General features: G+C 32.9%; 23 protein-coding genes and 2 tRNA genes. 13 read left to right on the forward strand and 12 right to left on the reverse strand.

Annotated features, from left to right (window positions below; genetic code table 11):
* Positions 1 to 52 precede the first annotated feature (52 nt).
* The 3 genes from V6624_RS01325 to V6624_RS01335 all read right to left on the reverse strand — a co-directional run bounded on the left by V6624_RS01325 (position 53) and on the right by V6624_RS01335 (position 2,330).
* Positions 53 to 1,003 carry an ABC transporter ATP-binding protein gene (locus tag V6624_RS01325; RefSeq protein ID WP_111285609.1) on the reverse strand — a complete coding sequence of 317 codons (951 nt, stop codon included), beginning with the start codon at positions 1,001 to 1,003 and terminating at the stop codon, positions 53 to 55.
* 105 nt (positions 1,004 to 1,108) lie between these two features.
* Entirely contained in the window at positions 1,109 to 1,804 is a 696-nt protein-coding gene (locus V6624_RS01330; protein WP_111285607.1) for an OmpA family protein, read from the reverse strand.
* A gap of 19 nt (positions 1,805 to 1,823) precedes the next feature.
* Positions 1,824 to 2,330: a lipocalin family protein gene (locus V6624_RS01335; RefSeq protein ID WP_111285605.1), complete on the reverse strand. Its 507-nt coding sequence runs from the start codon at positions 2,328 to 2,330 to the stop codon at positions 1,824 to 1,826.
* A gap of 200 nt (positions 2,331 to 2,530) precedes the next feature.
* Between V6624_RS01335 and htpG the strand changes: the two genes are divergently transcribed.
* The 5 genes from htpG to V6624_RS01360 all read left to right on the forward strand — a co-directional run bounded on the left by htpG (position 2,531) and on the right by V6624_RS01360 (position 9,404).
* Positions 2,531 to 4,414 (forward strand): molecular chaperone HtpG, encoded by a 1,884-nt coding sequence (gene htpG, locus V6624_RS01340; protein ID WP_111286006.1) that lies wholly within the window; start codon positions 2,531 to 2,533, stop codon positions 4,412 to 4,414.
* 173 nt (positions 4,415 to 4,587) lie between these two features.
* Positions 4,588 to 5,844, forward strand: a complete 1,257-nt coding sequence (locus V6624_RS01345; RefSeq protein ID WP_111285603.1) for a patatin-like phospholipase family protein — start codon at positions 4,588 to 4,590, stop codon at positions 5,842 to 5,844.
* Positions 5,845 to 5,989: 145 nt separating this feature from the next.
* The gene (locus V6624_RS01350; protein WP_338840653.1) at positions 5,990 to 6,826 is read left to right on the forward strand and encodes a hypothetical protein; all 837 of its coding nucleotides are present in this window, start codon (positions 5,990 to 5,992) and stop codon (positions 6,824 to 6,826) included.
* A 131-nt stretch (positions 6,827 to 6,957) separates the two neighbouring features.
* The gene (locus V6624_RS01355) at positions 6,958 to 7,731 is read left to right on the forward strand and encodes a DUF4369 domain-containing protein (protein ID WP_111285599.1); all 774 of its coding nucleotides are present in this window, start codon (positions 6,958 to 6,960) and stop codon (positions 7,729 to 7,731) included.
* Positions 7,732 to 8,147: 416 nt separating this feature from the next.
* Positions 8,148 to 9,404 (forward strand): hydroxymethylglutaryl-CoA reductase, encoded by a 1,257-nt coding sequence (locus V6624_RS01360; RefSeq protein ID WP_338840654.1) that lies wholly within the window; start codon positions 8,148 to 8,150, stop codon positions 9,402 to 9,404.
* Positions 9,405 to 9,633: 229 nt separating this feature from the next.
* On the opposite strand, the gene V6624_RS01365 is transcribed toward V6624_RS01360, so the two are convergent.
* The 8 genes from V6624_RS01365 to idi form a co-directional block, all read right to left on the reverse strand.
* Positions 9,634 to 10,092 (reverse strand): DUF5362 family protein, encoded by a 459-nt coding sequence (locus V6624_RS01365; protein ID WP_338840655.1) that lies wholly within the window; start codon positions 10,090 to 10,092, stop codon positions 9,634 to 9,636.
* Between the two features lie 246 nt (positions 10,093 to 10,338).
* Positions 10,339 to 10,415, reverse strand: a tRNA-Thr gene (locus V6624_RS01370).
* Positions 10,416 to 10,521: 106 nt separating this feature from the next.
* Positions 10,522 to 10,595, reverse strand: a tRNA-Thr gene (locus V6624_RS01375).
* Positions 10,596 to 10,671: 76 nt separating this feature from the next.
* The gene (locus tag V6624_RS01380; RefSeq protein WP_012022371.1) at positions 10,672 to 10,938 is read right to left on the reverse strand and encodes a hypothetical protein; all 267 of its coding nucleotides are present in this window, start codon (positions 10,936 to 10,938) and stop codon (positions 10,672 to 10,674) included.
* A gap of 57 nt (positions 10,939 to 10,995) precedes the next feature.
* The gene (locus V6624_RS01385) at positions 10,996 to 11,964 is read right to left on the reverse strand and encodes a type I phosphomannose isomerase catalytic subunit (RefSeq protein ID WP_338840657.1); all 969 of its coding nucleotides are present in this window, start codon (positions 11,962 to 11,964) and stop codon (positions 10,996 to 10,998) included.
* Between the two features lie 56 nt (positions 11,965 to 12,020).
* Positions 12,021 to 12,479, reverse strand: a complete 459-nt coding sequence (locus V6624_RS01390) for a peroxiredoxin (protein ID WP_111285164.1) — start codon at positions 12,477 to 12,479, stop codon at positions 12,021 to 12,023.
* Between the two features lie 3 nt (positions 12,480 to 12,482).
* Complete coding sequence (locus V6624_RS01395; protein ID WP_111285162.1) at positions 12,483 to 12,893, reverse strand: 6-carboxytetrahydropterin synthase; 411 nt, start codon at positions 12,891 to 12,893, stop codon at positions 12,483 to 12,485.
* Between the two features lie 23 nt (positions 12,894 to 12,916).
* Positions 12,917 to 13,444: an isopentenyl-diphosphate Delta-isomerase gene (idi, locus tag V6624_RS01400; RefSeq protein ID WP_111285160.1), complete on the reverse strand. Its 528-nt coding sequence runs from the start codon at positions 13,442 to 13,444 to the stop codon at positions 12,917 to 12,919.
* Positions 13,445 to 13,777: 333 nt separating this feature from the next.
* Between idi and msrB the strand changes: the two genes are divergently transcribed.
* The 5 genes from msrB (at position 13,778) to V6624_RS01425 (ending at position 17,277) form a co-directional block, all read left to right on the forward strand.
* Positions 13,778 to 14,329: a peptide-methionine (R)-S-oxide reductase MsrB gene (gene msrB / locus V6624_RS01405; protein WP_338840659.1), complete on the forward strand. Its 552-nt coding sequence runs from the start codon at positions 13,778 to 13,780 to the stop codon at positions 14,327 to 14,329.
* Positions 14,330 to 14,336: 7 nt separating this feature from the next.
* Positions 14,337 to 14,945, forward strand: coding sequence for a peptide-methionine (S)-S-oxide reductase MsrA (gene msrA / locus V6624_RS01410; protein ID WP_338840660.1), 609 nt, complete (start codon positions 14,337 to 14,339; stop codon positions 14,943 to 14,945).
* A 169-nt stretch (positions 14,946 to 15,114) separates the two neighbouring features.
* Positions 15,115 to 15,567, forward strand: a complete 453-nt coding sequence (locus V6624_RS01415; protein ID WP_111285156.1) for a carboxymuconolactone decarboxylase family protein — start codon at positions 15,115 to 15,117, stop codon at positions 15,565 to 15,567.
* An 80-nt stretch (positions 15,568 to 15,647) separates the two neighbouring features.
* Positions 15,648 to 15,983: a YciI family protein gene (locus V6624_RS01420; protein WP_338840661.1), complete on the forward strand. Its 336-nt coding sequence runs from the start codon at positions 15,648 to 15,650 to the stop codon at positions 15,981 to 15,983.
* 61 nt (positions 15,984 to 16,044) lie between these two features.
* A complete protein-coding gene (locus tag V6624_RS01425) occupies positions 16,045 to 17,277 on the forward strand; it encodes an RNA polymerase sigma factor (protein WP_338840662.1) in 1,233 nt (410 codons plus the stop codon).
* Positions 17,278 to 17,348: 71 nt separating this feature from the next.
* On the opposite strand, the gene V6624_RS01430 is transcribed toward V6624_RS01425, so the two are convergent.
* The gene (locus tag V6624_RS01430; RefSeq protein ID WP_338840663.1) at positions 17,349 to 17,786 is read right to left on the reverse strand and encodes an META domain-containing protein; all 438 of its coding nucleotides are present in this window, start codon (positions 17,784 to 17,786) and stop codon (positions 17,349 to 17,351) included.
* Between the two features lie 251 nt (positions 17,787 to 18,037).
* On the opposite strand from V6624_RS01430, the gene V6624_RS01435 reads away from it, so the two are divergent.
* The 3 genes from V6624_RS01435 (at position 18,038) to V6624_RS01445 (ending at position 21,453) form a co-directional block, all read left to right on the forward strand.
* Positions 18,038 to 19,441, forward strand: coding sequence for an aminopeptidase P N-terminal domain-containing protein (locus V6624_RS01435; RefSeq protein WP_338840664.1), 1,404 nt, complete (start codon positions 18,038 to 18,040; stop codon positions 19,439 to 19,441).
* A gap of 525 nt (positions 19,442 to 19,966) precedes the next feature.
* Positions 19,967 to 20,350: a cupin domain-containing protein gene (locus V6624_RS01440; RefSeq protein ID WP_338840666.1), complete on the forward strand. Its 384-nt coding sequence runs from the start codon at positions 19,967 to 19,969 to the stop codon at positions 20,348 to 20,350.
* A 143-nt stretch (positions 20,351 to 20,493) separates the two neighbouring features.
* Positions 20,494 to 21,453 (forward strand): quinone oxidoreductase, encoded by a 960-nt coding sequence (locus V6624_RS01445; RefSeq protein ID WP_338840667.1) that lies wholly within the window; start codon positions 20,494 to 20,496, stop codon positions 21,451 to 21,453.
* Positions 21,454 to 21,534: the final 81 nt, after the last annotated feature.

Raw genomic sequence — 21,534 nt, forward strand, 5'->3', positions numbered from 1 at the left:
TTTCATTAAGCAATAAAAAGAAACCCGATAGAATTTACTATCGGGTTTCTTTTTATAAATAATTTAATGCTAGAAAAACTTCTTGTTCCAACGGCAGATCTATTTCACTTTCAAAGAAAATCAATTGCCTCTTGTGAACTGTCTCGATTAAATAATGACCTCCTCTAAAATATGTTCTTCTAATTTTCACCATTAATTTCGATTCTGAAACCATTTTAAACTGATGCGGATAAACCAATGTTTTGTGAGTTTCATCTTCGTAAGGCAACAACAAATGAGTTGGAATCTCATTCACTTCTCCAAATAATGAAGCAACATATTTTATTTTTGGATCTTCATATATTTTTGACGGATCGTCTTTAACGACTACTTCCCCATTTTTCATTACAATCGCCTGATCTGCAAAAGACAAAGCATCGGTGCTGTCGTGCGTTGCAATAATACAGGTAATTTCTTTTTGCTTTAAGTAACGGAATAAATTACGGCGAAGCGCATTTTTTCTAAAAGCGTCAATCTGACTAAAAGGTTCATCTAACAAAATTACTTCTGGCTCTAAAGCTAAAACTCGAACCAAAGCAACTCTTTGCTGCTGTCCTCCACTTAAAAATTTTGTTTTGGTATTAGCAAACTGATCCATTTCTACCATCTCCAGCAATTCCTGAACACGAAGTTTTTTCATGTTTGCAAAACCATTCGAAAGAAACTTACCTACGTTCTCTGCAACAGTTTCATACGGAGACAAATCAAAATCCTGCGCCAGATATTTCATATAAGGCATTCCAGGAATCAAATTAAATTTTGGCCCCAAAATAGGTTTATCACCATAAAAAATATTCCCCTCATCTAAATCATACAGACCGTATATAAGTTTAAGCAGCGTACTTTTTCCGCAGCCACTCTCACCAATAATCGCAATGTTCTGACCTTTCTCAATAGAAAAAGAGATGTTTTTTATAACGGGGCTATCAGTATACGTAAAAGAGATATTTTGAATGTCAAGCATGAGTTGTAATTGAGAGGTCAAATTTACAATGTTTAATTTCTAATGTCAAAAAAAAGCTGCTTCAATTATGAAACAGCTTTTTTTATATTTTATTTTGTTTTGAAATTATTTTCCAGCTTCCGCTTTAGCGTCATTTACCATTTTGTCATTTGCTGTAATTGAGAATTCAACACGACGGTTTTGAGCTCTACCTTCTGGAGTATCATTTGTTGCAATTGGATCTGCAATTCCTAAACCTGAAGTTTTGAAACGGCTTGCTTTTAATCCTTTTGAAACTAAATAAGCTTGTACAGAAGCTGCTCTTTGCCCAGAAAGTGTCAAGTTATATTCTGGTTTTCCTGTACTATCAGTGTAACCAAAAATCTGAATATCTGTATCTCCATATTCATTAAATACTGGAACCAATTTATCTAAGTTAGCTTTTGCAGTAGACGTTAAAGTTGATTTGTTAGTATCAAAACGAACTGAGTTTTCATTTAAAGTTAAGTGAATTCCTTCTCCAACTCTTTCTACAGAAGCACCAGGCAAAGCTTGGTCGATTTCACGAGCTTGTTTGTCCATTTTGTTTCCAATTAAAGCTCCAGTTCCACCACCTACAGCAGCTCCAATTGCAGCTCCTAATGCAGCGTTTCCACCTTTTCCTAAGTTATTTCCTAATACTGCACCAATCACACCACCTGCAACTGCTCCAATTCCGGCTCCTTTTTGTGTATTATTTGCATTTTTTACTGAATCACAGCTTGTAAAAAAACTCGCTATCATCATTAAACTGCTTAAACCTAAAACTGTTATCTTTCTCATTTTCTATATCTTTAAAATATTAATTAGCTCTTTGGAATTGATAAACTACATCTTTTACCTGACCTCCAACATTGATGTTATCAACTAACTGAAATGAACTTTCACTCACCCCTGCAACTTTAAGCAAATAACCATCTCTTACTTTCTTCGCTTTTTCACCTGCGTTAAGAATTTTCAGTACAAACAAACCTTGGTTGTTGATACTCCATACAATTGGAGAAGAAAATGCAGTACAACTTGGAGAAGTCAAAGCCATTGTTCCTTTATTATTGTTAGAAATAAAGCTCCAGTTACTTCCGATAAAACATTTTGAATCTGCAAGATCAAATGAATTTACTTTGATATAATCAGAACCTGGATAAGAAACATTGGTAAGCACCCAATTTCCTTTTAACGCTACTTGAGTCGATTTGTCAAGTTTTGTTGAAAGTGTTGTAGCCTCAGATGACGAAGCTGATGTTGACGAAGCCGATTTACACGCAAAAAACATAGCGGCAATCACGCATATAAAAATACTCTTCTTCATTTTATACAATTTTTTAAGATTAATATTTGTCGTTTTAACAATTATTGTACCACAAATATACGATTAGCTGAGAGATTATTTGTTTAACAATCTATTTATTTTCTTTCAAAATTAACATTCCGACATTTTGTCACCCAAAAATAATTGGTATTCTATTTGAATAAGTGAAAATCATCACATTAAATCAAAAATTAAAAAATATGGCAACAGGTAAAATTAATGTTTCAGTAGAAAACATTTTTCCCTTAATTAAAAAGTTCTTATACAGCGACCACGAAATTTTCTTGCGTGAGCTTGTTTCTAATGGTACTGATGCTACTTTAAAATTAAAACATCTTATCAGCATTGGCGAAGCGAAAGTAGAATACGGAAACCCAATTATTGAGGTTAAAGTGGATAAAGAAGGTAAAAAAATCCACATTATCGATCAAGGTTTAGGTATGACTGCTGATGAAGTTGAAAAATACATCAATCAGGTTGCTTTTTCTGGAGCTGAGGAGTTTTTGGACAAATACAAAGATTCTGCTAAAGACTCTGGAATTATCGGACATTTTGGTCTTGGTTTCTACTCTGCTTTTATGGTGGCTGAAAAAGTTGAAATCATCACAAAATCATACAAAGATGAGCCAGCTGCACATTGGACATGTGACGGAAGCCCTGAATTTACTTTAGAACCTGCTGACAAAACTTCACGCGGAACAGAAATCATTCTTCACATTGCTGAAGATTCTTTAGAGTTCTTAGATGATTCAAAAATCAGCGGTTTATTGAATAAGTATAACAAGTTTATGCCTATTCCAATTAAATTTGGAACAAGAACTGAAACGCTTCCAAAACCAGAAGATGCACCAGAAGATTATGTTAATGAAACTGTTGAAACTGACAACATCATTAACAACCCAAATCCAGCTTGGACAAAACAACCTTCTGAATTATCTGATGAAGATTACAAAAACTTCTACAGAGAATTGTATCCAATGCAGTTCGAAGAGCCGTTATTCCACATTCATTTAAATGTAGATTATCCGTTTAACTTAACTGGTATTTTGTATTTCCCTAAATTGGGTACAGATATGCAAATCCAGAAAGATAAAATTCAGTTGTACCAAAACCAAGTTTACGTTACTGACAACGTAGAAGGAATTGTTCCTGAATTCTTGACAATGTTAAAAGGTGTAATTGATTCTCCAGATATTCCGTTGAACGTTTCTCGTTCTGGTTTACAAGCAGACGGAGCTGTTAAGAAAATTTCAAACTACATTACTCGTAAAGTAGCTGATAAATTGAAAGCTTTATTTAACGAAAACCGTGCTGATTTTGAACAAAAATGGAACGACATTAAAATCGTTTTAGAGTATGGAATGCTTTCTGAAGAGAAGTTCTACGAAAAAGCAGGCGCATTTGTTTTGTATCCAACTGTAGATGATACTTATTTCACTTTAGAAGAATTAAAAGAAAAACTAAAAGAGAACCAAACTGATAAAGATGGTAAACTTGTAGTTCTTTATGCTGGAAACAAAGATGCTCAGCACTCTTACATTGAAGCAGCAAAAGATAAAGGTTATGAAGTATTGCTTTTAGATTCTCCGATTATCTCGCATTTAATTCAGAAAATTGAAAACGATAACAGCGGATTAACTTTCGTACGTGTTGATTCTGATCACATTGACAACTTAATCAAAAAAGAAGAAAATACAATTTCTAAACTTTCTGATGACGAAAAAGCAGCTTTAAAAACATCTTTAGAAGCTTATATTCCAAAAGCTTACAGTGTTCAGCTAGAAGCTATGGATTCTCAGGCAGCGCCGTTCATTATCACGCAGCCAGAATTTATGCGTAGAATGAAAGAGATGAGTCAAACAGGTGGCGGAGGAATGTTCGGAATGGGTAATATGCCAGAAATGTACAATTTGGTTGTAAATACAAATTCTGATTTAGCTTCAAGCATTTTAAATACTGAAGACAAAACGCACCAAGAGCATTTAGTTAAACAAGCTTTAGATTTAGCTAAATTATCTCAAAACCTTCTAAAAGGTGAAGCTCTTACCGCTTTCGTAAAAAGAAGCTTTGAAATGATAAAATAATCATTCGAAAATAAATATTTTAGAAATCCTGCAAATTAAGTTTTGCAGGATTTTTTTTGCTCAAAAAAATCACTTCAAAAAAGGGGCATTCTCCCCTTTTTTTACAAAACATAATTATATATTTTTGATTATCAATGAATTAATTCCAAAAATAAATCTAAATTCTAGAAATCATGGATAAGAGAAAATTTACAGAGAATGGCGAAATTCTAGCAATTTTAAAAGATTTAAAAGAACGAATCAAAGACAAAAAATTCTCTGACATTATCGACAACAATAATTGCCAATATGTTGATCTTGTGCAAGAAGGCGGTGGTGTTCTCGGAATCGCATTAGTCGGTTATGTATATGTTTTAGAAAAGATGGGAATTCGATTTTTAAGTCTTGCTGGAACTTCCGCCGGAAGCATTAATACGATGCTGATGGCTGCAGCAGGAACTTGTGATATCGAAAAATCGGAATGGATTTTAGATTGTTTATGCAATAAAAACTTATATGATTTTGTTGACGGCGATCGAGATGCGCGTGAATTTATCGATGCTTTATTGAGCGACGCTGGAAATTTAAAATTAATCATGAAAGGCTGTCAAGTAGTTGATAATTTTAAAGATGATTTAGGACTGAATCCAGGAAACAATTTTTATCAATGGATGACGAACTTGCTTTCGCAAAAGGGAATAAAAAATTACGCCGATCTAAAAGCTTTAAGAGAAAAAGGAGTTTCAGACGATAATAAATTATATCGAGTGCATACAGAAGGAAATGAAGAATATAAACGCATGGATCACTGGAGCGAAATGGCCATAATTGCCGCCGATATTACGACCGAAAGCAAAATTATTTTCCCAAGAATGATCGATTTGTTTTATTCTAATCCAGACGTTCAAAATCCAGCTGACTTTGTTCGCGCTTCCATGTCAATTCCGTTGTTTTTTACTCCTTTTAAAATTAAAAATATTCCAAGCGGAATCGAGGCTTGGAACAAATGGAATGATGCGACTTGTTTACGAACATCTGTTCCGTCAGAAGTTATGTTTATGGATGGCGGCATTATTTCAAATTTCCCAATTGATATTTTTCATGAAAACAGAAATGTTCCTGCATCACCAACTTTTGGAGTGAAATTAGGTTACGACAAAAATGAAATCAACAAAAATGAAAAATTACCCAATTTAATTAGTTCGATGTTTGATACCGCGAGATATGGTTACGACTTTGAATTCTTAAGAAAAAATCCAGACTTCAAAAACCTCATCGGATATATTGATACAGGAAGTCACAATTGGCTAAATTTCAATCTGACAGATGATGCCAAAATAGATCTTTTTATTCGAGGCGCTCAAAATGCTGCCGATTTTCTGGATCGTTTTAATTGGGAAGAATATAAGAAGATTAGAAAGGCAAAAAGCGATTATTATAAATCGGTTTAAATTCATTTCTAAACTATTACTATAATTTTTCTCTCAAAAAATCGTTATAAAATCCTGTAACCAAGCGTTACAGGATTTTTCATTGTAATTCATTTTTTTATTACATTTGACTGCCTTATTAATCTAATCCAAAACAAATACCATTATGAAAAAGACTGCCATCTTACTAACAACTATTTGTGCTACAGCACTTTTGTATATCTCTTGCTCTAGCGATAATAATGAGCCAACTCAAACCGCAGATTTGACAAATATTGGGGCATCTGTTGCTATTGATGCTTCAAACGAAATGGACCTCAACACTGCTCTTCTAGTTTCTAACGGTACAGCTACAACCGGAAAAACTACCGAAAGCGCTCCTGTTGCAGTTTGCGCTACAATTACAGTTACAACACCAACGGGAGAGAATTACCCAAAAGTATTTTTAGCCGATTTCGGAACAACAGGTTGTAAAGACGATAATAATTTGACAAGAAAAGGAAAATTAAGAATTACACTTTCTGGGCCAATAACTACAACTGGAAGCAAAATGACTATTGAGCGACTAGATTATTCAATTAATAATCTTAAATTAGAAGGAACTATTGAATATACAAATACTACAACTGACCCTACTGTTCCGCAATGGACTAGAAAAGTAACCAACGGAAAACTTACAGACTCAAAAGGCAATGTGTTTACTAATTCTGGAAATTATACTACAAAACAAACTGCTGGCGTTGACACTCCTTTTGTCTTAACAGATAATGTTTACGAAATTACAAGTGGAACGCATACAATTGGTGCAGCAGATGGAACAGACTTAACATTTACCGTACAAGAAACATTGGTTAAAAAATATTCTTGTTTATTTGTCTCTAAAGGAAAATTAAAAGTTCAAGGAGGAATTTTTAACGGTGTTATTGACTACGGCAATAATGATTGTGATTCCGTTTACACTTATACAAATGAAAACGGCGCTTCATTTACTTTATCAATGTAAGAGCTTTTAATGCAAAACTTTAAATCCCAATTTAGAAATAGATTGGGATTTATTTTTTTTATAAAAATAAAACTTCAGCATCTTTACATTTAAACTATTTTCTTTATTTTGCACCAAAATCTAATAAACCAATGAAAAAAACTTTAATTGCTTTTGTTACTCTTGCACTAGTTGCATCATGCAGCAAAAAAGAATCATCTAGTGACAATGTACATATTACTGGAAACATAAAAGGATTAAAAAAAGGAACTTTATATATCCAAAGAATTGTTGATACTTCTCTAGTTGCTATTGACAGTATTAAAATAGACGGAAATTCTGCTTTTGAAACAGACATCAAACTAGAATCTCCAGAGATGTTATATTTATTCTTAGATCGTGGTGTAACCAATTCTTTAGACAATAACATTTTATTCTTTGCTGAACCAGGAAACATTAATATCGACACCAACTTAGACAATTATATTGCTGGCGCTAAAATTACAGGATCAAAAAACCAAGAATTATACGAGCAATATCAAAAAATAAACTCTCGTTTTATTGATGAAAACCTTTCATTGGTTGAGCCGCGTTTCAAAGCTATAAAAAGACAAGATCAAAAAGCATTAGATAGTTTGACTAAAAAAGTAGAATCTAACATTAAAAGAAAATACTTATATGCTACAAACTTTGCTTTAAACAATAAAGATTATGAAGTAGCGCCTTATATTGCTTTAGCAGAGATTTATGATATTAATATCAAATTTCTTGACACGATTCAAAAATCAATGACTCCTAAAGTAGCGAAATCGCTTTACGGAAAGAAATTGACAAAATACATTGGCGATCTTAAAAAAGAACAACAAACAACTCCAGCAGAAACTAAAACTGAAGCTGAAGCAACAACAACTGAAGAACAAAAATAATTTTGTCTCCAATACAACAAAAAAAGCCCTGAGTTTTCAGGGCTTTTTTTATTCATGCTTTCATCTCTAAAATTTCATATTAAAAAAAACAGATTCAATACCAGTAATAAACAAAAAGCCAAATCTTATAAATTCTTGAATCGTGTTAAGAAACTTGAACACTAAATAGATTTCCAAAACAAACAAATCACAAAACATTAAAAAACAATTAGTTACAACTTAAAATTAGCTTTTTTAAACCATCTCACCAACCTTGTTTTTATAAAAACAGGATTTTTTCATATCTTTTTTTTCGACTTCAATTTTTATTCTCATAAATATTTGACAATCAAATAATTAAAAGTTAAATTGTCAGAATTTACACAAATATAAATTTAATTTGTAATAACTTAGCTTCAAATTAAAAAACTACATTTATGGAAAATTTTACCACCAACATCAGTCGACCTAAGTATGATTTTATAGATTCGGCAATTTTTCACAAATTAGAATCTTATAATCCAAACCATTCACAGGCACCAAAAATTCCAGACCAAGATCCCTACACTTTAAATGGTCAAAAATTACGTCTGAATTTTATTCGCAGTCAGTTAAATTTAGACTTGGATTTTCTGTCTGGAGAAAAAGTATTCACTAATAATGAAAGTCTAAAAGGCAATATCGAAAATTACATCGGAATGAGCCAGATTCCTACTGGAATAATTGGTCCATTAGTAATAAACGGAAGCGTTGCTCAAGGACCTTTCTATGTCCCTCTTGCTACAACCGAAGGTGCATTGCTAGCATCGTACAATCGAGGCGCAAAAGCCTGTCGAGAATCTGGACCAATAACTGTAATTACCCTTCAAGAAGGTGTGCAAAGAACCCCAACTTTTAAGTTTAAAACCGTAATCGAATTAGGCAAATTTGTCTCATGGGTTTTAGACCATACTGAAACCTTTTCGATATTGACTCGACAAAGTAGTAATTATGCCATTTTAAACGATATCGGCATTAATATCGAAGGAAATATTCTTATTTTAAAATTTGAATTTGCTACTGGCGATGCATCTGGCCAGAACATGGTAACAATTTGTTCAGACAGAATATGCCAGTATATCATAGAAAATTGCCCAATAAAACCTGTATTCTGGACCATAGAAGGTAATTTTTCGGGAGATAAAAAAATAAGTCCTTTAAACACTCGAGTTCGCGGAAAAAAAGTTACCGCAGAAATCGTAGTAAAAAACGAAGTCGTTAAATCAGTTTTAAAGACAACTCCGGCATTACTACACGAACAGTGGAAAATATGTGTTTCTGGCGCAAAAAAAGCGGGTGTAGTTGGCGGCGGAATGCATCCTTCGAATGCACTTGCAGCTTTGTTTATTGCGTGCGGCCAAGATGTTGCCTGTACAGGTGAAGCTTCTGTTGCGGTTACAAGAATGGAAATTACCGAAAATAATGATATTTATTTCGCTATTACCATGTCTAATATGATTGTTGGAACTGTTGGTGGCGGAACATCTTTTCCTACTCAAAAAGAATGTTTACAATTATTAGACTGTTATGGAGCTGGAAAAAGTGGCAAATTTGCAGAAATAGCAATTGCTTTATGCTTAACAGGCGAACTTTCCATTTTTGCGGCAATGTCTTCAGGACAATTTACAGCAGCACATGAAAAATGGGGAAGATAAATTGTTTAAATTCCAAAATTTAAACCAAATTCCAATTCCTAACACGAACTGGGAATCAATGACTCCAAAAGCTGCTAAATCAGTTTACGGAAAGAAGTTGACAAAATATATTGATGACTTAAAAAGAGTACCGCAAACTGAAGCCCCCAGCACAAGAAAAATAATTTCGTTTATTATACAACAAAAAGCCCTGAAAACTCAGGGCTTTTTTATTCTGGCAAATTATTCTCTATCTCCCCATTATTGCACCAAATATTGCAAATACAAAGAAAAGCGCATACAATGCTAAACAAACGATCATTAAAACACCAATAAACTTGTAATGTGACTTTAAATAACCTAATGATTCTGTTAAAGATTCTGAATCATTATTTGCAAATGCCTTTTTTGCATTTGAACTAAATTTAAACAGGAAATATACCGGAAAAAAATACAATACAGCCATTACAAAATAAAACGCCCCCATTGCCGCTCCAAAAGAGCCACCATATACTCCCATTCCTTGCATTGAATTTCCCATTGCTGAGAAAATTGCACCAGCAAAAATAGCAATCAAAATAAAAAACCCTACACCAATGAATCCGAGGATTGACAAAAAATAAGCCCATTTGGCTGTCTCTTTTAAAAAGTCCTTTGCTGTACTATCTAGCTGCAATTCAAATTTTTCAAAAATTGATTTTTCTTCCATTATTTTTTTTTTCGCAAATATATAAAAATAAATACTTTTCCTACAAAAAAAACAAACACTTTAAATAGCTGTCACAAAGAGCAAAAAAAATCCAAATCAAATGAATTGGAGTTGGGGGATTTTACTTTTTCATAAAACCTTTGTCAAAGTTTAAAACTTTGACAAAGGCGATAATTTGAAATTTCAAAAATTGGAATTTGACTTTTTTGAGCATAAAAAAAACCACCACATTTCTGTGATGGTTTTTGGAGCCGATAGAGGGACTCGAACCCACGACCTGCTGATTACAAATCAGCTGCTCTAGCCAGCTGAGCTACATCGGCGTTGTTATTTCGGGTGCAAATATATAATTGTTTTTTTAATATTACAAATAAAATTTGCTCTCATTTTTTAGTAAAAAAACCACCACAAAAGTGATGGTTTCCGTTGAGCCGATAGAGGGACTCGAACCCACGACCTGCTGATTACAAATCAGCTGCTCTAGCCAGCTGAGCTACATCGGCGTCATTACGGGTGCAAATATAAAGCGGTTTTTCAATTTCCCAAAATAAATTTACACTTTTTTACACTTTTTTTTTCTTATAATGCGTTGATTTTTTCAATCAATTGATTAGCAGTTTGTTCTAATTCTACATTAATTTGTTTAAAGTGTGCTTTTTTATTTTCAACGTTCTTTGCGTTCACTTTTGTAATCAAAGTATCAAATGCAGCAATAGCTTCATCGATCAAAGCATTCGTTTCTGGAGTTGGATTTCCTGTTGTTGACATCTCAAACAAGTAAACTGCCTCAATAATATCTCCTAATACGAAGTTGATGTCTTTCTTTAAATTTTTAACGTTTGCCATTTTTATTTTATTTTAATTTGCGTTTGCAAAAGTACATATAATCTTTAATATTTGATGCTAAGAAATGTAAATTTCTAAAATAGAAGCTTTTCCAGTCAAATTAAATGCATTTATTGCAGCTGGAACTAATACTGTATCTCCTTTTTTATACGCTTGTTTGAAACCGTTATATTCGATTTCAAATTCTCCTTCGATACACATATAAACTGTAAATGTTTCTCCAGTTTTAGCCACTTCTAATTTATTTTCTAATGGAAGGAAATTAGTCGTGAAATAAGGACAATCTACAACTGTATTTGAAGTATTTATTTTAGACTCGTATTTTTTCTGAGTATCTACTTTATTATAGTTAATTGCATCCAAAGCAAGATCTACGTGCAATTCTCTTTTATTTCCTTGTGCATCTACACGATCAAAATCATATAATCTATACGTGATATCAGAAGTTTGCTGAATTTCGGCAACAACTAATCCTGCTCCAATTGCGTGAACTGTTCCTGTTTCTAAAAAGAAAACATCTCCAGATTTTGCTTTCACATCGTCTAAGATAGAAACCAAAGTATTATCGTGCAAATGCTTTAAGTATTCTTCTTTATTAGAATCTTCTTTAAAACCCACAATTATTCTAGCATCAGCATCTGCCTGCATTACGTACCACATTTCTGTTTTTCCAAATGAATTATGACGTTCTTTTGCTAATTTATCGTTTGGGTGAACCTGAATAGAAAGATCTTCTCTTGCATCAAGATATTTGAAAAGTAATGGAAATTGTTTTCCAAAACGCTCATAAACTTTAGTTCCTAAAACTGCATCTGGCGTTTCATTAATCAAATCCATAAGAGATTTGCCTTTTAAAGCTCCATTTGCTACCACACTTACATCTCCTTCTACAGTAGATAATTCCCAGCTTTCGCCAGTAATTTTAGAAACGATTGGTTTATTAAGAATTGTTTTTAGTTTTTCTCCTCCCCAGATTCTTTCTTTCAAAATCGGTTCAAATTGCAAAGGGTATAAATTTTGACTCATGTTTTTAGGCTAATATATTTGTTTAATTAATTCTATTCTGATACTATTTTTGTAATCTATGATACTAATTCTTGAACAGTTTCTAAGGCTTTCGGTATATGTTTTGCAGCATTTACACTGTCAAATATCGAAATTACCAAACCATTTCTATCAATAATATATGTAACGCGTCCTGGCAGAAGTCCGAACAAATTGTTACGAACGCCAAAAAGCTTTCTTAATCTCTTATCTTGATCTGAGAGCAAAATAAAAGGCAATTGATGTTTAGCTGCAAATTTATGATGTGATTTTACACTATCACTGCTAATACCGATTACCTCAGCTCCCAAATCTTTAAAATCTTCGTATTGGTCCCGAAAACTGCAGGCTTCGGTTGTACAGCCTGGCGTATTATCTTTTGGATAAAAATAAATTACCAGCGGCTTTCTTCCTAAAACGCTTTGGCTTTCAAAAAGTTCTCCATTGTTGTCTTTCGCAGTAAAATTCGGAACTATATCTCCTATTTTTAATGACATTTTTTATTCTCCTTTATAAGTTACAAAATTGCGGTCGGTTTCGTTCAGCACTACTTCTAAATCAAAGTCAGTGTGAATTCGTTGTCTAATTTTATTCCATATCACAACAGCAATATTCTCTGCGGTCGGATTCAAATCTGCAAATTCTGGAACATCCAGATTCAGATTTTTGTGATCAAACGGAATTTCTACTTCTTCGCGTATAATATCCGCTAATACTTTCACATCTAAAACAAAACCAGTTTCCGGGTCAATCTTTCCTGTAACACTTACTGTTAAACCATAATTATGACCATGGAAATTAGGATTATTGCACTTTCCAAAAACAGCATCGTTCTTTTCAAATGACCAATCTTTTCTATGTAGTCGATGCGCAGCATTAAAATGTGCCTTTCTTGATATGGTTACTCTCATTCTAGGTTTTTGGTTAGTTTGGATTAAAGTTTATGATCTTCTAAATAATGATAAAATTCATCAAAAATTATTTTAAACCAAACGGTATAAATTTCGGGCTGTTTCTGAATATCAGTTTTCACATCTTCAATCTTCATCCATTTCCAATCTTCTACTTCTTCTGTATTAATGTTTGGATTATCATTATAATATCCAATCATTACGTGATCCAACTCATGCTCTGTCAATCCATTATCAAAAGGTGCTTTATAAATAAAATGAAACAGCTCTTTCAAGTCTGTTTTAAATCCCATTTCTTCAAACAATCTTCTGCTCCCCGCTTCGATATTGGTTTCGCCTTCACGTTGGTGACTACAACACGTATTCGTCCAAAGTAAAGGAGAATGATATTTTTGATGTGCGCGCTGCTGTAACATGATCTCATTTTGTTCATTTAAAACAAAAACCGAAAATGCACGGTGCAAAAGCGCTTTTTCATGTGCTTCTAATTTTGGCATTAAGCCAATTTGCTCATCATTTTGATTAACTAATATTACGTTTTCTTCTGTCATAAGTCTTCTTAAGCAAACAAAAATACGAAAAAAGAAATGGCTTAAAAATCCTTAATTGTGATTGTAAAAAACTCAAATCTTAACTAAACTTTATTTCTCTGGTTTACAACAAACTAAATCTTACCTTAAAAATTAAAAGCTGTTAAAATTAAGACATAAAAACTAGATTGTCTCCTTTTACGTAACTAATAAAAAGTTAAAACACACTTAAAAAAATCTGAATTATTTCAAACTCGGCTTTTTAAGGCTTAATCTCATCGTATCTTTGAAATACAAAATGTTAAGCCCTAAAAAAATACTGATTTTAAATCTATTAAACCTTCACTATTGTTTATGAAATCAAAAACTCAATTTATCAGCCTTTGCTTTTTATTGCCGCTATTCATTTTGCAAGCCTGCGGACAAAACAATAAAAAGGAAACTAAACCAACTTCTATGGAAAATGTCATCAATAAATCTGGAAATCCTTATTATTCTAACACCGATACTACAAAACTAAATATCAGTAACGCAGAATGGAAAAAGGTTTTACCAGAAGATGTTTACGCCGTAATGCGCGAAGCTGATACAGAAAGGCCTTTTACAGGAAAATATTGGAATACTGACGAAAAAGGAACGTATTACTGCGCTTCTTGCGGAAACAGACTTTTTAGATCGACTGCAAAATTTTCAAGCACTTGCGGATGGCCTAGCTTCTTTGAACAGGAAAACAAAAAAAGCATTGTTTTTAGGGAAGACAATACTCTGGGAATGGAAAGAATTGAAACTTTATGCGGACGCTGTGGCGGACATTTAGGTCATTTATTTGATGATGGTCCCGCTCCTACTGGAAAACGCTATTGCATGAACTCAATTGCTCTTGACTTTATTCCAGATAACAAATAATTTGATTATGAAAAATATACTTTTAATAGGTTTATTTGCGCTTTCGCTGAATGGCATTTCGCAAAATAAAAAAGCTTCAAATCTAGAAACCATTACGCTTGGCGGAGGTTGTTATTGGTGTGTTGAAGCCGTTTATGAAAATTTAGATGGTGTAAAATCTGTAGTCTCAGGTTTTTCAGGAGGAAATGTTGCCAATCCAACTTACGAAGAAGTTTGTACAGGAGAAACAGGTCATGCCGAAGTGGTTCAGATTACGTATGATAAAAACGTGACGGATATAAATGAAATCTTCAAAGTCTTTTTTACTGTTCATGATCCAACAACTTTAAACCGACAAGGCGCAGATGTTGGAACACAATATCGTTCGGTGATTTTTTATAAAAATGCTGAACAGAAAAAAGCAGCCGAAAGCATCATTTCAGAATTAAATAAAGCAAAAATCTATAAAAACCCAATCGTAACGAAAGTGGAACCTTTTAAAGTTTTTTATAAAGCCGAAGATTACCATCAGAATTATTATTCAAACAATAAAAATCAGCCGTATTGTAAAATGGTAATTCAGCCAAAACTGGAAAAATTTGAAAAGGTTTTTAAAGACAAACTGAAAAAGAAATAAGATTATCCTAAAACCGTCCACCAAAAATGGACGGTTTTTTTATTTCGAAACCTCTTGTGAACATTGAAGTTTTCCTCTTCTTTAAAAATATTTTTACTTTTTTTTATTTTTTTGTCCAATTCTGAAAGTTCGATTGTTATTGAGGTATAAACATTAAAAAATATACATCATGGAAGCTAGAATTAATTTATTCGAAAAAGGTCAAAAAGCAGTTAGTACATTATTTGGAATTAGCGGTTATTTAAAAAAATCAACAATCGAGAGATCTCTTATGGAATTAGTGGATTTCAGAATATCTCAAATTAACAATTGCGCATATTGTTTAGACATGCATTCAAAAGAAGCTATAGCTCATGGCGAAACTACTCAGCGTTTATTTGGATTAAGCGCTTGGAAAGAAACTCCTTATTTTACAAAAAGAGAAAGAGTTGCTCTTGCTTTCGCGGAAGCGGTAAATGCCTGCGATGTTCCAGACGAAATTTATGACATTGCAAAAACTGAATTTACAGAAGACGAATTAATCGATCTTACACTTGCCGTTGCCGCAATCAATGCCTGGAATCGTCTTAATATTACTTTTGCTAATACGCCAGGATCTTATAGAGTTGGTCAGTTTGGATAATCTGAATACTGTTTTTATTCTCTAAAAACGATTAACTTTATATTTCTTAAAATAAATTGATCATTATAAAACATAAAGAAATGAATGAATTTTTATTGATTTTCAGAAGGGATTTTATAACAAAAGAAACGCAACCTTCTCCAGAAGAATTGCAACAACATTTTCAGCAGTGGCAAAACTGGTTCGGAAGTCTTGCGGCGCAGGATAAACTGGCAAGGCCTTTACAGCGTTGGGACGGACAAGGAAAATTGGTCAACTCTAAAGGGGTTACAGACGGTCCATTTGTTGAAATTAAAGAATCGATTGGCGGATTAATTATTATTAAAGCCAAAGATTATAATGAAGCTGCCGAAATAGCGCAAGGTTGTCCTGTTTTACATTTTGGAGGAAATGTCGAAATTAGAATGGCCGTTTAATTTGAAATAACTAATATCAAAAATGCCTTTGTATTTTTACTTAGGCATTTTGTTTTACACTATGGAGAATCAAGAACTTATACCTCATTTATTTAGAACTGAATATCAGAAAATTGTTTCGGTATTATGCAGTTTATTCGGAATTCATCATATCGAAATTGCCGAAGATATTGTAAGCGACACTTTTCTAACGGCTTCTGAAACTTGGGCGATAAAAGGAACTCCAGAAAATCCAACAGCATGGCTTTATACTGTTGCTAAAAATAAAACCAAAAATTACTTGAAACGCAATACCGTTTTTGAAACTAAAATCGTTTCCGAAATAAAACACAATACTCCATTAAATAATCCAGAAATCGATCTTGATTTATCAGATCAAAATATTGCCGACAGTCAGTTGGCGATGATTTTCACGGTTTGCAATCCGTGTAATTCTGAAGAAGCTCAAATTGCATTGGCTCTTAATTTATTATGCGGTTTTGGAATCAGCGAAATCTCCGATGCTTTTTTATCTAATAAAGAAGTCATTTATAAAAGAATAAATCGCGCAAAAGAAAAACTGAAAGAAGAAAATATAAAAATCCAAAATCCGAATCAATCTGAAGTTAAAGACCGAATACAAACTGTTTTGAAGACTATTTATCTTTTGTATTCTGAAGGTTATTATTCTGTTTCACAAAATACTACTTTGAGAAAAGATCTTTGTACCGAGGCTATGCGTCTTACCTATTTATTAATTCAAAACGAAAACACCAATCTCCCAGAAACAAATGCTCTAATGGCTTTAATGTGTTTTCATTCATCAAGATTTGATGCTCGAACTGGAGATAATGGAGAAATTATTTTATACGAAGACCAAGATCAATCGCTTTGGAATCAGGAATTAATAGATCGCGGAACTTATTTTCTGAGTAAATCATCTACCGGAAGCACACTTTCAAAATACCATTTAGAAGCAGGAATTGCTTATTGGCATACTATTAAACAAGATAGTCCTGAAAAATGGCTAAATATTCTCGAATTGTATAACAATCTGATTATCCTAGAATACTCAACAATTGTTGCGCTGAACAGAACATACGCTTTAGCAAAAGTGAAAGGCAAGGAAGAAGCCATTCGCGAAGCCGAAAAATTAAACTTAACCGATAATCATTTTTATTATTCTTTACTCGGAAACCTATATTCTGGTGTAGATTCTGCAAAAGCGCTTCAGTATTTTGAAACTGCACTCAGCTTAGCCAAAACAATTTCTGATAAAAACGTTATCAGCAGAAATATAGAACTGCTTCAATAAAAAAGGGAAATGAAAAAATCATTTCCCTTATTCTATAACTTAGAACTTTGTCAAAGTTGAATAACATTAACTTATTGTTTTGCTACTTTTTTAAATCTCATTACTGGAATATCTCCTTGAATTAAATTTAGTTTTCCATCTTTATCAATAGAATAACTTGTAATTTGTTTAATTTGTTTTAAAAAGACTTGTTCCCCACCACCGTCACAAAACATCATTGTTGTTGGACCAGCTTCTCCAAAAGTTAAAGATTTTCCGTTAAGAGTGTACGGAGCGCTATAACCATTGCATCCATTATTGCCATAAACCCTTGTTTCTTTTTGGTCAAAAGTAAGCTGTGGTTTTTTGTTAGGATATAGACCTTCAAAAGCAATTCTTGGTCCCGAAATATATTCTAATTCCCAAGTCGTATCAAAAAGATTACCTGCGCTTGCAGTATCTTTTGATGTCTTACATGAAGCAAACAATAAGGTTAAAACTGAAACGACTGCAAGTGTGTATTTTTTCATAAAAATGTAATTTTAAGATTAATGTAATTTGTTTTTTGAAGATTAAAATTATGCTATAAACATTCCGTTCTCAATATTCGTGCCTAGTTACAAGTTTCATTATATTACAAGTAGTATTTTTCTATCTCTAAGTTACACCATTTTATTCAAAATCTTACAAATCAAATATTTAAATTCGAATAAGAGGATGCATTTTTTTCGTAATTTGCATCAATCAAAAAACCAGAAACCATCAACAAAAAACCAAAAAAATGAAGCAATTTCTATTATTGTTTGTCTTTGCATTGACTTTTTCAACTATTCATTCGCAAGAAAATCTTCCAACAGACTTCCTTTCAAAAGAATTTCACCAAGAAAGACGTGAAGCTTTTCGTGCTTTAATGCCCGCAAATTCTGTAGCGGTTGTTTTTTCATATCCCGAAAGAGTTTTTTCAAAAGACATTAATTACAATTTTCATCAAAATCCTGATTTCTATTATTTAACAGGATATAAAGAACCCGATGCGGTTTTATTAATTTTTAAAGAACCTCAAGGAACTGAAAAATATAGTGAAATTCTTTTTGTGAGAGAAAGAAATGCAACACAGGAAACATGGACCGGAAGACGTTTAGGCGTTGAAGGCGCAAAATCTAAATTAGGTCTTGCTACTGTTTTTAACGGAAAAGATTTCAAGGATTTTGCTATTGATTTTAAAAAATTTGACAAAATAGTTTACGATAAAATCCCGACAGATATTAAAAACAATAAATCTGGTTTTGATCTTTTTGGGTTAATAGAAACTTTCAAATCTAAAGCTTCAATAACTACTGAAAACGAAGCTGCAACTGAACTTTTTAATACAATAACCAATTCTTTAAGAGAAATAAAAACTCCAGAAGAAATTGATTTGATGAGAAAATCAGTAAAACTTTCTTGTATTGCCCATAACGAAGTAATGAAAGCAGTTGGTCCAAATATGAGTGAAAATGAAGCCGACGGAATTCACGCTTACATTCACAGACATTATGGTGCAGAAGGCGAAGGTTACCCGCCAATTGTAGGGGCTGGAGCAAATGGATGCATTTTACATTACGGAGATAATAATGCAACAAAAATTGATAATCAATTACTATTGATGGATGTTGGCTCTGAATATCACGGTTATTCTGCAGACGTTACCAGAACAATTCCTGCAAACGGAAAATTCAGCCCAGAACAAAAAGCGATTTACGAATTGGTTTATGAAGCTCAAGAAGAAGTTTTTAAAATCTGTAAAGAAGGCACTCCATTTCAGGATTTAAACAAAAAAGCCAGAGAAGTTATTGCAAACGGCCTTATTAAATTAGGAATTATTACAGATCCAAAAGATGCCAGAATCTATTATCCGCACAGCTGTTCACATTTTCTTGGTTTAGATGTTCATGACAAAGGAAATTATTCAGGTAAACTGAAAGAAAATATGATTTTTACGGTTGAGCCTGGAATTTATATTCCTGCAAATAGCAAATGCGATAAAAAATGGTGGAATATTGGTGTTCGCATCGAAGATGATATTTTGATTACTAAAAATTCATACGAAAATCTTTCTGCAGAATCTCCACGAAAATGGCAAGATATCGAGGTTTTGGCTAAACAAAAAAGCACATTTAATGAAATGAAATTCCCGAAAATATAAACCCTGAAAAGTTTTTAAAAGCAACCTAAAAACAATTATAAAACCATTAGTAAATACTTTTTATTTACTAATGGTTTTACCATATAATTTCATAAATATTCGGATTAAACCAAAAACAAATGCGCTACAAGCAAGAACAAGACTAATAATTTAATTTTAAAATATTCCACATCTCTTTTTTTCGTAAATTAGTAGTCCCAAAATAGACGCTATTTATCGCACTTCAATTTCCCAAACCAGTGAAGGTGAGCCGAAAAAAAACGACGGATTCAAACAGGTGACATGGGGATCTGCAATACCTAAATCCAAGGATCTCACATCTGCAAAATGAAATCCAATTTTTCTAGCTAAATATCCTAACCGTAATTTTTCGAATTAGGAAAAATCTGCCTCTTCGCATTAATTTAAAAAAATGCATTGCAAGAGAACTTTGTCTTTTTCATAAAACGCAACTATGATAAAGCTCTCAAAAAGAATACACAATAAACAATTCTGGAAAAATTTAACCAATAAAAAAGAAATGAAATGAAAACAATTAAAAAGAATTTAATGTCTCTGCTCATACTATTACTTTTGATATTAAGTGTGAATATCTATGCGCAAGACCCTTTAAAAGTAGCACCTAACACATATAAAAAAGTACTTCTTGAGAATGAAAGAGTAAGAATAATGCAAGTTGAGATTACTCCTGGAGAAACAATTCCATGGCATCATCATCCTGACCACACCATCTATGCATTGACTGATGGAAAAATTGAAATAACCGATAAAGGCAAAGCTCCCATTATTATGGATATTAAAGCCGGGGATGCCATGTATATACCTGCAGTCACACATATGGCAAAAAATTTAGGAGATACAACTGTGAATTTGATTGTAACAGAAATAAAACCTAAAGCTAAAAAATAAACCATTACAGGTATCTCAACCTTTTTAATTTAACTCAAAGTAACAACCTGAATTCAAGTTGTTACTTTTTTTTTATTTTTAAGATTATCCTTTAAAATGGAGCCAATATATTTTCCGTTCTTTGTAAACTCAAAAAAATAAAAATGAAAGCACTTACCTTCTCTTCTTTTGGGAATTCAGATGTTTTAGAATATATAGAAATTCCTAATCCACAATTAAAAAACGATGAGATTTTAGTCGAAATGAAAGCCATTGGGTTAAATTTTGCCGATGTTTACAGACGAAAAGGAAATTATCATTTAAAAGGAAATCCACCTTTTATTGCGGGTTACGAAGGGGCTGGAATTGTTGTTGATGCCAATAATCATCCAGAATATAAAATTGGAGATCGCGTGGCTTTCGCCGATGTTCCTTTTGCCAATGCAGAATTAGTTGCTGTAAATATCAATCATGTTCTTCCGTTGCCAAAAGAAATTTCGTTTGAAACCGCAGCTTCAGTCTTGTTACAAGGTTTAACAGCACATTATCTAGCTACCGACAGTCATAAAACAGCAAAAGACGAAACTGTATTAATTCACGCTGTTGCGGGCGGCGTTGGGCAGATTTTAACGCAGATCAGTAAACTTTTGGGCGCTCAAGTTATTGGTCTAACTTCATCTGCAGAAAAAGCAAAAGCGGCTTACGAACAAGGCGCTGATCATGTCTTTTTATATAATGAAGATTGGAAATCTGAAATTTTCAAAGTTGTTCCAAAAGGCGTTGATGTAGTTTACGACAGCATTGGAAGCACATTGACAGATAGTTTTAAAGTCACCAAAGAATGCGGACAAGTAGTTTTCTTCGGAATGGCTGGCGGAGATCCTGAACCAGTAAATCCGAGAATGCTAATGGACACTTCTAAAACCTTAACGGGAGGCGATTTGTGGAGTTATTTAAATTCTAAAGAAGAAAGAATAAAAAGAGCCAATCAATTATTCAGCTGGATTATTGATGGAAAAATCAAACTTTCTGAACCGACTTCTTTTAAATTATCTGAAGGAAAATTGGCGCACGATTATCTGGAAAGCAGAAAAAGTACTGGGAAAATTATATTGATTCCGTAACGAATCGTCTTTTTTGTCATCCTGACGAAGGAAGGATCACACTAATAATTCGACAAAGATTGGCGACATTCTGTGTGGAGT

The sequence above is a fragment of the Flavobacterium ginsenosidimutans genome, assembly GCF_037478105.1.
GTDB lineage: Bacteria > Bacteroidota > Bacteroidia > Flavobacteriales > Flavobacteriaceae > Flavobacterium > Flavobacterium ginsenosidimutans.